Annotated in this window: 12 protein-coding genes; 5 read left to right on the top strand and 7 right to left on the bottom strand. The window is 56.5% G+C overall.

Features of this window, described 5'->3' with window-relative positions:
- Nucleotides 1-15: 15 nt before the first annotated feature.
- Together FOY96_RS15890 and FOY96_RS15885 are read left to right on the top strand one after the other, a co-directional pair.
- Nucleotides 16-1,080: a sugar ABC transporter substrate-binding protein gene (locus FOY96_RS15890; RefSeq protein WP_023310718.1), complete on the top strand. Its 1,065-nt coding sequence runs from the start codon at nt 16-18 to the stop codon at nt 1,078-1,080.
- Nucleotides 1,081-1,169: 89 nt separating this feature from the next.
- Complete coding sequence (locus tag FOY96_RS15885) at nt 1,170-2,411, top strand: LVIVD repeat-containing protein (RefSeq protein WP_033144907.1); 1,242 nt, start codon at nt 1,170-1,172, stop codon at nt 2,409-2,411.
- Nucleotides 2,412-2,473: 62 nt separating this feature from the next.
- On the opposite strand, the gene mtnK is transcribed toward FOY96_RS15885, so the two are convergent.
- A complete protein-coding gene (gene mtnK / locus FOY96_RS15880; RefSeq protein WP_143347397.1) occupies nt 2,474-3,673 on the bottom strand; it encodes an S-methyl-5-thioribose kinase in 1,200 nt (399 codons plus the stop codon).
- 104 nt (nt 3,674-3,777) lie between these two features.
- Between mtnK and mtnA the strand changes: the two genes are divergently transcribed.
- Together mtnA and FOY96_RS15870 are read left to right on the top strand one after the other, a co-directional pair.
- A complete protein-coding gene (gene mtnA, locus FOY96_RS15875) occupies nt 3,778-4,794 on the top strand; it encodes an S-methyl-5-thioribose-1-phosphate isomerase (protein WP_143347396.1) in 1,017 nt (338 codons plus the stop codon).
- Between the two features lie 42 nt (nt 4,795-4,836).
- Nucleotides 4,837-5,307: an SRPBCC family protein gene (locus FOY96_RS15870; protein ID WP_032641748.1), complete on the top strand. Its 471-nt coding sequence runs from the start codon at nt 4,837-4,839 to the stop codon at nt 5,305-5,307.
- Between the two features lie 96 nt (nt 5,308-5,403).
- On the opposite strand, the gene FOY96_RS15865 is transcribed toward FOY96_RS15870, so the two are convergent.
- The 3 genes from FOY96_RS15865 to FOY96_RS15855 are packed head-to-tail and all read right to left on the bottom strand — an operon-like array spanning nt 5,404 to nt 7,243.
- Complete coding sequence (locus tag FOY96_RS15865) at nt 5,404-5,946, bottom strand: 1,2-dihydroxy-3-keto-5-methylthiopentene dioxygenase (RefSeq protein WP_047061331.1); 543 nt, start codon at nt 5,944-5,946, stop codon at nt 5,404-5,406.
- Complete coding sequence (mtnC, locus tag FOY96_RS15860; RefSeq protein ID WP_143347395.1) at nt 5,943-6,632, bottom strand: acireductone synthase; 690 nt, start codon at nt 6,630-6,632, stop codon at nt 5,943-5,945. The genes FOY96_RS15865 and mtnC overlap by 4 nt, the downstream gene beginning before the upstream one ends.
- The gene (locus tag FOY96_RS15855) at nt 6,629-7,243 is read right to left on the bottom strand and encodes a methylthioribulose 1-phosphate dehydratase (protein ID WP_033144913.1); all 615 of its coding nucleotides are present in this window, start codon (nt 7,241-7,243) and stop codon (nt 6,629-6,631) included. The genes mtnC and FOY96_RS15855 overlap by 4 nt, the downstream gene beginning before the upstream one ends.
- A gap of 122 nt (nt 7,244-7,365) precedes the next feature.
- Here FOY96_RS15855 and FOY96_RS15850 point away from each other — a divergent pair, with 122 nt between their 5' ends.
- Nucleotides 7,366-8,526 (top strand): pyridoxal phosphate-dependent aminotransferase, encoded by a 1,161-nt coding sequence (locus FOY96_RS15850; RefSeq protein WP_033144914.1) that lies wholly within the window; start codon nt 7,366-7,368, stop codon nt 8,524-8,526.
- Here FOY96_RS15850 and FOY96_RS15845 read toward each other — a convergent pair whose 3' ends face one another.
- From FOY96_RS15845 to citR, 3 genes are all read right to left on the bottom strand, one after another.
- Nucleotides 8,527-9,153 (bottom strand): IbrB-like domain-containing protein, encoded by a 627-nt coding sequence (locus tag FOY96_RS15845; RefSeq protein ID WP_033144915.1) that lies wholly within the window; start codon nt 9,151-9,153, stop codon nt 8,527-8,529. It lies immediately after the preceding gene.
- Entirely contained in the window at nt 9,138-10,361 is a 1,224-nt protein-coding gene (locus FOY96_RS15840) for a phosphoadenosine phosphosulfate reductase (protein ID WP_143347394.1), read from the bottom strand. The genes FOY96_RS15845 and FOY96_RS15840 overlap by 16 nt, the downstream gene beginning before the upstream one ends.
- 172 nt (nt 10,362-10,533) lie before the next feature.
- A complete protein-coding gene (gene citR, locus FOY96_RS15835) occupies nt 10,534-11,433 on the bottom strand; it encodes a DNA-binding transcriptional repressor CitR (protein WP_143347393.1) in 900 nt (299 codons plus the stop codon).
- Nucleotides 11,434-11,801 lie beyond the last annotated feature (368 nt).

The raw sequence follows: 11,801 nt of genomic DNA, 5'->3' as shown, positions 1-11,801 counted from the left end.
ACAACGGGATAAAAAATGAAAAAGATTGCACTCTCTTTGGTGGCACTTGGGTTGCTCACGGCTCTGCCAGGCTTCGCGGCCACGCCCGCGCCGCTTCCGGCAGCCATTGCGAACCATGACGGCCCGATCCGCATCGCGGTGATCCGTAACCTCGGCTCAGATGACAACACCACGCAGTTTATTGCTGGCGCAATTCAGGAAGGGAAAAAGCTCGGCTTTAAGGTCAGCACCTTTTTAAGCAACGGGGACGACGCCAAATTCCAGGACTTTGTGAACCAGGCCATCAGCCAGAAGTACGACGGGATTATTCTCTCTCAGGGGCGCGATCCGTACTCCACCGCGCTGGTGAAGAAAGCGGTGGATGCCGGGATCAAAGTCTCCGTCTTTGATACGGCGGTTAACGGCGAGATCCCTGGCGTGACCGTCACCCAGCAGGACGATGCCTCCCTGACGAACCTCTCCTTCGGCCAGCTGGCGAAAGATTTCAACGGCAAGGCCAATATCGTCAAGCTGTGGGTGGCGGGCTTCCCGCCGATGGAGCGTCGTCAGGCGGCCTATAAAGAGCTGCAAAAGCAGTATCCGGACATCAAAGAGCTGGAGTCTATCGGCGCCGTGTCCTCTGACGTGCAGGGCGATACCGCCAACAAGGTGGGCGCGATCCTGGCGAAATACCCGAAAGGCAAAATTGACGCCATCTGGGGAACCTGGGACGCCTTCAGCCAGGGCGCGTATAAGGCGCTGAAAGAGAACGGCCGCACCGAGATTAAGCTCTACAGCATCGACATCTCTAACCAGGATCTGCAGCTGATGCGCGAGCCGGGCAGCGCGTGGAAGGTGAGCGTGGCGGTGGATCCGAAGCTGATTGGCGCGACTAACGTGCGTCTGGTGGCGAACAAGATTGCCGGGGAAGCCACGCCTGCGACCTACGATTTCAAAGCGGCGGCCATTCCTCAGGCGCTGCTGACCGCCCAGCCGGGCCCGGTGAACGTGGCGTCGCTGGGGAAAATCATTCCGGGCTGGGGCCAGACGGAAGATTTTATCGCGCCGTGGTTTGCGACGCTGGAAGCGAAGAATAAATAAAACCAGGCCGGGTGGCGTCAGGTGCGGCCTGATGCCCTCATCCCGGCCCTCTCCCACAGGGAGAGGGGGAAAACCCAAAGGAGCTAACGGTGACGCAAGTACCCCTTCCAGAATACAGCCGCAATATGCGGCTGATTGGCCATAGCGATCAGGGCGGTCGCCCGGACGGCGTGCAGCTGATGGTCCATCGCGGTTTCGCCTATATCGGCCATATGGTGTCGCAGGGATTTTCGATTGTCGACGTGCGCGACCCGAAAAACCCGAAAGCGGCGGGCTACGTGCCCGCGCCGCCCGGCACCTGGAACGTGCATCTGCAGGCGCATGACGACCTGCTGCTGGTGATTAACGCCCGGGATCTGTTTGCCGATGCCCGCTTTGCCGACGAGAAGGTCTACTACACCCGCCAGGTGGGGGAGACCGTCAGCGACGTGCAGGACAAAGGCTGGAGCGCCGGGCTGCGGGTGTTTGATATCTCCACGCCCGACAGGCCGCGCGAAATCGGCTTTCTGTCGCTGAGCGGCATCGGCATCCACCGCATCTGGTACGTCGGCGGCCGCTGGGCGTATGTGTCAGCGCTGATCGACGGCTTTACCGACTACATCTTCCTGACCATCGATCTGGCCGATCCGCGTAAGCCTGAAGTGGCGGGGCGCTGGTGGCTGCCGGGGATGAACCAGGCCGAAGGGGAGAAGCCGAACTGGCCGGAAGGGAAACGCTACGCGCTGCATCACGCGATTATCGCGGGCGATACCGCCTACGGCAGCTGGCGCGACGGCGGCCTGACGCTGCTGGACGTGAAGGACCGCACCCGGCCGAAGCTGATTAGCCACCGCAACTGGAGTCCGCCGTTTGGCGGCGGGACGCACACCGCGCTGCCGCTGCCGGACCGCGATTTGCTGGTGGTGCTGGACGAAGCGGTGCTGGATAACCAGGAGGACGGCGAAAAGCTGATCTGGCTGTTTGATATCCGCGAGCCGTCGAACCCGGTCAGCATCTCGACCTTCCCGCAGCCGGATGAAACCGACTACGTGGCGAAAGGGGCGCATTTTGGCCCGCATAACCTGCACGAGAACCGGCCGGGGAGCTTTGTCAGCTCGACGCTGATTTTTGCGACCTATCAGAACGCGGGGGTGCGTGCATATGACATTTCCAATCCGTATCGACCGGTGGAAACCGGTGCGCTGGTGCCCGCCGCGCCGGAGAGAATGATGGACACGCGGCCAAATCGCCCGCAGGTGATCCAGTCGTGCGACGTGTTTGTGGATGCGCAGGGGATAATTTACAGCACGGATTATAACGGCGGGCTGTCGGTGATTGAGTATCTGGGATGAGTGCGGTTTGATGCCCTCACCCCGGCCCTCTCCCACAGGGAGAGGGAGAAAACCAAATGTAATCAGCTGTACTGACGCACCCGTGCCACCAGATCTTCGGCGCTGTCGATGCGGTCGGCAATGACTATCAGCGCTTTACCGAGCGTTATCGCGTGGCGCAGGCACTCGTGGCGCATCGCCTCGTCCTGGATGGTGTCGATATCCGCGACGTGGGAAAGCCCGACGCTGCGGCGAATGAGCTCGGTGCCGCAGAAGCCGATGGCGTCATGCCAGACCTTTTTCAGGAACGCGGAGGCATAGTCCGGCGCGCCGAGCGCGGCGTCGCGCGTTTTCTCGTTTGCCAGCGCCTGGAAGCGTTCCGCGAAGGTGTTCCACAGCTCCTGAATATCGGTCAGGCGCTGCTCGCGCGCGGCGGCGGCATCGCGAATGCCCAGATGCCCCGGCAGGCCGCAGAAGTTCAGCAGCAGGTTGCCGATGGCGGTACCGACGTCAAAGCCAATCGGGCCAAAGTAGCCGAACTCGGCGTCGATGGCCTTCAGGCTGCCGTCAGCCACAAAAATCGAGCCGCTGTGAATATCGCCGTGCAGGAGCGCTTCGGCGTGCGAGAAGAAGCGGTGCTTCAGGGAAGCTACGGCAATTTTAAGCTGAGCGTCGTCGCGCAGGTCCGCTACGTCATTTTCCAGCTCGGCCGGGTAGCTGTTGCGTTCGTGGATCTGGTACGGATCGTTGAAGAACAGATCTTCGGTGATCTCGCACATCTCCGGGTTGATGAATTTCGCCACCTGCGCTTTTTTCGCGTGCGGGTGCAGGTAGAAATCGCTGGTGTGGAACAGCGCGTGCGCGAGGTATTCGCCCAGCTGACGGGCCGCCTGCGGGTAGTAATTGTTTTTAATCAGCTCGCCGCGCCAGATGCGATGGCTGGAGAGATCTTCCATCACCATCACCGCCAGCTCCGGGTCAAAGTGGTGGATTTTCACGGTGTGCTGCGGGCTGTGCTGGTAGTGCTCGACCAGCGTTTGCGCTTCAAGGCGGGCGCGGTCCAGCGTCAGCGGCCATGACTCGCCGACGCAGCGGACGTAGGGCAGCGCCTGCTTAACGACGATGCGGCTCACGCCCGCGCCGTCGAAAATTTTGAATACCAGATTGAGGTTGCCGTCGCCTACTTCCTGCGCCTCTACCAGCGATGAAGGATCGTCAAGTCCGCCAAACTGCCTGGCATACTCCACGGCGTCCTGAGCGGTAAAGGTACGGTATTGCGACATGGCCTGCTCCTCACGAGTTTTCTAATTAAGACATGTAGACGTCTATACATCTGGATTTCATCCTGACACAATGTGCTACAACAACGCAACAGGGAATTAACGACATGCAGACATTACAGACGACCAGCCTGCGGGTGGCGGATAATCAGCTCTTTATTCTCGACCAGCAGGCGCTTCCGCAGGAGAAACGCTGGCTGGATGCCTCGACGGTAGAGGCGCTGGTCGGGCATATCCACGCCCTGCGCGTGCGCGGCGCGCCGCTGATTGGTCTCTCTGCAAGCCTGCTGCTGGCGCTGCTGGCGGAAAACGGCAAAAGCCGCGACGAGCTGGCGGCGGCGCTGGAAACCCTGCGCGCATCCCGCCCGACGGCGGTGAACCTGATGAACAATCTCGACCGCATGAAGCTCGCCCTGTGGCAGGAAGATTTTGTACCGGCGCTGGTGGCCGAAGCGCTGCGCCTGATTGACGAAGACAAACGTCTTTGCGACGCGATTGCCAAAGCCGGCAGCGCGCTGGTGAAGCCCGAAAGCCGTCTGCTGACCCACTGCAACACCGGCGGGCTGGCAACGGCGGGCGTTGGCACCGCATTGGGCGTGATTGCCCGTGCGCATCAGGAGGGTAACGTCAGCAACGTCTGGGTGGATGAAACCCGTCCGCTGCTGCAGGGCGGCAGATTGACCGCGTGGGAGCTTGGCGAGCTGGGCGTGCCGTATCAGCTGATTACCGATTCCATGGCCGCCAGCCTGATGGCAAAAGGGCTGGTGGACGCCGTGTGGGTGGGCGCAGACCGCATTGCCGCCAACGGGGACGTGGCGAACAAGATCGGCACCTATTCCCTGGCGGTGCTGGCGAAGTTCCACGGCATTCCGTTCTACGTTGCCGCCCCGCAAACGACCCTCGATCCGGACTGCCCGAACGGGGACGCGATCCCGATTGAGCAGCGCGCCGCCAGCGAGGTGACGGGCGTGGCCGGAAGCTTTGGCGCGGTGCAGTGGGCGCCGGAAAACGCGCAGGTCTATAACCCGGCGTTTGACGTCACACCTGCCTCGCTGATCAGCGGCTGGGTGCTGGATACGGGCGTAGTCACGCCGGAAGCGGTGGCAAACGGGAAATTCGCCTGAGTCCGGCTATCCTTTAAGGGGTTCCCTTGAGAGGACAATATCGTGACGCTGGATCCTGAAACTGACTTAAAACTGGAGCGCGTGGTGGATGCACCGCGCGACCTGCTGTGGCTGTGCTGGACCACGCCGGAACACATCAAAAACTTCTTCATTCCTGCTCCCCATAAGGTGACCGAATGCGATCTCGATCTCCGCGTGGGCGGGCGGTTCAACACCGTGTTTGAGGTGGACGGTCAGCGGATGGATAACCGGGGCGTATTTCTTGAAATCGACCCGGGTAAAAAGCTGGTCTTTACCGACGGCTATACCGAAGGCTGGAAACCGGCCGAAAAGCCGTTTATGACGGCGATCCTGCTGCTGGAGGATGTGGGCGAGGGCAAGACCCGCTACACGGCGATTGCGCGTCATCCGACGAAGGAAATCCGCGAGCAGCATGAGCAGATGGGCTTCCACGAAGGGTGGGGGATTGTGCTGGATCAGCTGGTGGGGTATGTGAAAGGACTGGAGCGTTGAAGCTCGAGCGGCCTGATGCCCTCACCCCGACCCTCTCCCACAGGGAGAGGGAGCAAACACTAAAAACGGCAGCTCTAGCTGCCGTTTTGCTTTTACCTATGCCAACCGTGGATACGCATCCGCGATGGCATCGCCCGTAAACTGCGCCACCCAGCCTTCCGGATTGTCGAAAATACGAATGGCGGTAAAGTTCGGCTCTGAGCCCATATCAAACCAGTGCGGCGTGCCCGCGGGTACGGAAATCAGATCGTTTTTCTCGCACAGTACCTGATATACCTCATCGCCAATGTGCAGGCAGAACAGCCCCGCGCCTTCCACGAAGAAGCGCACTTCGTCTTCGCCGTGGGTGTGTTCGTTCAGGAACTTCGCGCGCAGCGCCTCTTTCTGCGGGTTGTCGGCGCGCAGGCTGATCACGTCCCAGCTCTGATAGCCTTTTTCCGCCACCAGCTTGTCGATCGCATGCTGATACGCCGCGATCACGGCTTCGGGCGCGGGATCGTGTCCTAAATCGCGATCCGCAGCCCAGCGTTCAAACCGCACGCCTTTGGCGTTGAGCTGCTGGGCGATCTCGGCGGCGTCGGTGCTGTACCACTGGTGTTGACTGGCGTCTTTATCGGAATAAATGGTCAATGCGCTCATGAAGGGATCTGCTCCGGATTAATCTCGTCAAACTGGTGGACCTGATGGTGATGGCTTGCGCCGTCATCATCACCGCGAATCAGCTGCAGGGTGCGAAAACCTGCCTGTTCAGCCGCGTCCAGCTCCTGATGAATATCGGACAGGAACAGGATCTGCGACGGGGAGATGCCCGTTTGTGCCGCAATGTTCTGATAGGACTGCACCTCGCGCTTGGCGCCGATGTGGGTATCAAAATAGCCGCTGAACAGATGAGTAATATCACCTTCGTCGCTGTAGCCAAATAACAGTTTCTGCGCGGCGACGGAGCCAGAGGAATAAACATAGAGATCAATCCCTTGCGCTTTCCACTTTTCCAGCGCAGGCAGTACGTCCGGGTAGAGGTGGCCGGTAAAGTCGCCGTTCACGTAGCCGTCATGCCAGATGATCCCCTGCAGGGCTTTGAGCGCCGTGGATTTGCGGTCTTCATCCATAAAGGCAAACAGGGCGTCGATAAGCTCGCTGACGCTGGCGTGCGGGTTACCGATTTCATCACGCAGGTTGTCCAGAATGGATTTGACCGGCTCGGCGTACTGCTGCGCGGTCACGAAGGCCGCCAGCCGCTCACGCGCGTAGGGGAACAAAACGTCATGGACAAAACGGATATCGCTGGTGGTCCCTTCAATATCCGTCACAATCGCGCGAATCATACTCTCTCCAGTTGTCGTAAACGCATTTCGCATTCAAATAAGAATTCTAGTCCTTCCAGATGACGGCGGGCCTCGGCCACGTCGCGTCCCCAGCAGGTTAAGCCATGACCGCGCAGAAGAAAACCATAATTAAGCGGGCGTTCCTGTGCGTAATGGGCGATTCGGGAGGCGAGGGCGTCAATATCCTGGTCGTTATCGAAGACCGGGATAGCCACCGTATCCAGATGCGTGGTCTGCCCGGTGAGGGATTTTTGCATCTCAAAGCCGCTGATGTTGAGCTCGGCTTCTTTGACCAGACGCGACAGCACCGTGGCGTTGACGGTATGAACGTGCAGGACGGCGTTGGCTTCCGGGAACAGGCGATAAATCAGCGTGTGAAGACCGGTTTCCGCCGACGGCCTGCGGCCAGACGGCGCGCGGTTGGTGGCAATTTCAACCTGCAGAAAATCCGCCGTTGTCAGGCTGCCTTTGTCTTTGCCGGATTCGCTGAGCCAGCAGAGGCGCTCGTCCTGACGCACCGACATGTTGCCGCCGGTGGCGGGTGCCCAGCCTTTGGCGCCAATCCAGCGGCAGGCGTCGACAAGATGTGTGAGTTGCAGGTTGTCTGTCATTTCCTTTTACCCTCGCGGCCAGGAATATTCATATGGTTTAGACGTCTAAGCGTCTTGATTGCCAAAGACTAACATCGTGTTATAGTGGCAGCAACATAAGTATTACAAGCAGGCACGACACAATGAGCAATAACGCATTGATTCCTCAGAGTAAACTTCCCAATCTCGGTACTACCATCTTTACGCAGATGAGCGCTCTGGCGCAGCAGCACAACGCCATTAACCTTTCTCAGGGATTCCCGGATTTCGACGGCCCGACCTATCTGCAGGAGCGCCTGGCGTACCACGTGGCGCAGGGGGCGAATCAGTATGCGCCGATGACGGGCGTGCAGGCGCTGCGGGAAGCCATTGCGGATAAAACGGCGGAGCTGTACGGCCATAAGCCCGATGCGAACAGCGATATTACGGTGACGGCAGGGGCGACCGAAGCGCTCTATGCGGCCATCACCGCGCTGGTGCGTACGGGCGATGAAGTTATCTGCTTTGATCCGAGCTACGACAGCTATGCGCCTGCGGTTGAACTCTCCGGCGGCGTGGTGAAACGCGTGGCGCTCCAGCCGCCGCATTTTCGCCCTGACTGGCAGGCGTTTGCTGCGCTGCTGAGCGACAAAACCCGCCTGGTGATCCTGAATACCCCGCACAACCCGTCGGCGACGGTGTGGCAAAAGGCCGATTTCGCCGCGCTGTGGCAGGCGATTGCGGAACGTGAAATTTACGTGCTGAGCGATGAAGTCTACGAGCACATCTGCTTTGCAGAAGAAGGACACGCCAGCGTGCTGGCCCATCCGCAGCTTCGCGAGCGTGCTATCGCCGTCTCGTCATTCGGTAAGACTTACCATATGACCGGCTGGAAAGTGGGCTACTGCGTCGCACCGGCGGCTATTAGCGCCGAGCTGCGCAAGGTGCACCAGTACCTGACCTTTGCAGTGAACACGCCGGCTCAGCTGGCGCTGGCGGATATGCTGCGCGCCGAGCCGGAGCACTATCGCGAGCTGCCGCATTTCTATCGTGAACGTCGGGATCTGTTTGTGACGGCGCTCAGCAAAAGCCGTCTGGAGATTTTGCCCTCAGAAGGGACCTATTTCCTGCTCGCCGACTACAGCGCGATATCGGATCTGGACGACGTGAGTTTCTGCCAGTGGCTGACGAAAGAGGTGGGCGTAGCCGCCATTCCGCTGTCGGTATTCTGCGCCGATCCCTTCCCGCATAAGCTGATTCGTCTTTGCTTTGCGAAGCAGGAATCGACGCTGCTGGCGGCGGCAGAGCGCCTGAACACGCTCTGATTATTTCACCGTCCAGGCTTCTGAGTAACGACGGTCTGCAAACAGCTCCAGCAGACCGTTGATTTGCTTGAGGCGCAAGACTTCATCGCCGTCCATTCCCAGCTCCTTGCTTATTCTCTCGTCATTCCAGCCAAGCTGCACCAGCTCGCGAACGATCTCCGACATAGCGTTAATCTGGTGTCGACCCCGCGCCCGGTTGTGACGAATAGTGGCAGCCATACGGTCATGTTTATCCTGTCGGTCCTGGCGCAGGAAGGTCACAGGGAGATAACCCTTGAGCTGGTGCTTCAGTGCCGCCCGATTTGTACCGATTTCATGGCGATGAAAACCATCCACAATTTCGTAGTGTTGCGGTTCACTTTCTGTCACAACGATAGGTTGGGTGAATCCATCGAGTTCCAGCGACTTACTGAGCAGCCTTTTTTCTGGCGGGGCAACATTATTGGGGTTGTAGTCGTTAGCGGTAATAGCGTCCTGTCTGATCCAGAGGACGCAGTCTATCGGTTGCGCACGAAACGGACTGTGTTTATGGATCGCTTCACGAAAAGCATTTATGGCGTTAATGCGTTCCTCTTCGGGAAGTGACTGAAGGTACGTTTCCATCTCGTTGATTAGTTTTTGTCGCATAATATGCCCCACTCCTTGCGTTTCGCCTTCACTCTGTCGCTGTAGCGCTGATAATGTTTGGGTTTATTTGGGCTGAACGATAGCGCCCTGCACCAGTAGTCGTTATTCAGGAGAACCTTACAAATACGGCGCCATGAGGGAACATCTTTGGCACCGATATCACCGTCCTGCGTATCGGGAATCTCCTCTGTGCCTCTCTTCTGATACCAGTGCAGATAAATGGCGATTTTATTGCGGTAATGCTCAGCCGTATTTTGCGGCATGCTGTCGAGGAGCAGCATGGCATATTCGCGCCAGCACAGGTGTTCGGGTTTCAGAATTTTTCGGTGACCATAAAAATGGTTATCGTGTCCGGCGTACATCCCCCCGCTGCGCGCACCGCTCACGCGCTCACACATGGCCGCCCAGCGATCGGGCTCAACAACGTGGTAGAGCCATAATCCCTGGCGCTGTTCCGGACCAAAGGGTTCACAAATCCGCATGTAGCGTAGCGGCACGCCGGCCAGAAACATCAGGTCATAGAGTGGGTTATAGCAACACCCTGATTTGGCGAACCAGGTCCATATATCGGCGGTTTTCCAGTCGTAGAGAGGGTAGATATACCAGGCATGTCCTCCCGGTGCGACGGTTGTCCAGGGTTTATCGTCGGCAAACCGCTGTTTACGCGCCGACGCGACAGCCAGAAAACGGTTGTATGACTCATCGGCGCGGATGCCAATCAGTACCGCCGCCGGGCGATTGCGAGAGAACCAGTCGGAGAAACCGCGGACAAAGGTTTCAAACGTCATGCCTGGCTGGTAGAAGGGAAAAAAAGTGGGATCGGTTATCGCATCGTCAGGAGGCTTGCGGACCCATTGTGTGCCGGGTTCCCAGCATTGCCATTCCGGCTGGAATTGCGACAGTGAATTTTGCGTTGTCAGGGGGAGCGCGACCCACCAGAAATGGTCGATGACATCGCTGTACAACTCGCGCATATGTTCCACATGGATAATGGTATGGGAAAACTGCGCTTCCCAGTCGATAAAGAGCACATCTATTTTGATGTTCATCAGTCGCGCCTGCTGGGCAACCAGATGCAGCATGACGGTGGAGTCTTTACCTCCTGAAAAAGAAACACAGATTCTGGGTAAGTTTTCGAGCGTCCATTTTATTCGCTCCCGAGCAGCGGTAAGAACATCCTGATTTAAAGGGTATTTATAAATTGACATGCTTATTCTCATCCTGAGGAATAAATACCTGACTGTAGCGTCAATACTAATAAGAGGATTATATCAGTCAATAATTAATTGGATATGTAACGGTTATGCCGCGTAATTCTATAACGGTGGTGTATGTTTTAACGGTGTGGTTCCCATTTTGTGCGAGAACCACAGCAATATCTCACGGTAAGGATATTTCTTCAATAAAACTCGCGAATGCCGAGCTATTGAGCGCGGAACGATTGTACATCATGTAAATATCAATGCTGGGGAATTGAATGTCAGTTTCCACTTTTCGCAGGTTGAGGGCTGGCCCATATTGTTCGAAGGCCGGCGCGGGCACTAATCCTATGAGGTCGGACGAACCAATCACCGACAGAAGGGATATAAAAGAGTCGCTGCGATAGACGATATTTCTTTCGGTTAACAGGTTTTCGGCCTTTTCCTGATAGTCTTTGAAGCTGTTTTCATCGTTCAGGTAGGCGGTGAAGTTTTCATTCAGAATCTCTTCACGCGTGGGATTTTCACTGAGACGGGGATGGCCCTCCCGACAAACGAGGACGAAAGGAAGTTTATGGTAGAGGCTACAGGCGACAGAATGATTGGTAGAAGAAGAAAACGAAAATATCAGGTCGGCTCTTCTGTAGGCTAAGAGATCTTCTGCAGAATCAGACGAAAGAAAAACATCATGTAATTCAATTGAATAGTTATGATTTTCCATCAGCAGCTTTATAGGGTCAAGCGTTGCTTTCGTACTCATAAAATGCGGGCAATAAATGACAAAGTTCTTCTTCAACCCGCTGCTGTGCATGATATTGATAGTCTGCTCCAGCTGGTTCAGGTTCTGTTCCAGATGATGATGCAGATTGACGCCGACGGTCGTGGGCGTGATCCCTTTACCGGAACGGATAAACAGAGGATCGTTGAGTTGTCCTCTCAGACGCTGCAGTGACTGGCTCACGGCAGAGGGTGTGATATACAGCGTCTCGGCGGCTTTACTGATACTAAGGTGCTGGTAAATGCACTCGAAAATGACTAACAGATTAAGATCGAATTTTTTAAGGTCATACAGGTTTGCCATGTTTCGTCCTGAGGGTACTGCGTTTGCTGTGGTTATCATATAACTGATAACAATAGTTTAAGGCTAACCATTTATAACTCTATAGGTTAGCTCTCTTAGTTTTAAATTAAATCATCTTAATATATCACGGTGGCAGATTATTGAAATAGCGCTTCAAAAGCGATTAAGACAATTTTATCTTAAGAAAGGGAACAATGATTTTAAATAACAACTGTCATTTATATATTGCGATAGTTTTATAATAAAAATAAATTTATAACGCACCGTAATGATGTTCGGCACAACCTATCACAGCCATAGGCAGGAATGCCTCTCTTATGGATTGCTCAATCCCTGTGCGGGTGGTGTAATCAAACGGCTGTTACCGC

Origin of the sequence: Enterobacter asburiae, from assembly GCF_007035645.1 — a bacterium.
Taxonomy (GTDB): Bacteria; Pseudomonadota; Gammaproteobacteria; order Enterobacterales; family Enterobacteriaceae; genus Enterobacter; species Enterobacter asburiae_B.
This window is presented reverse-complemented; position numbering and strand designations above follow the sequence as displayed.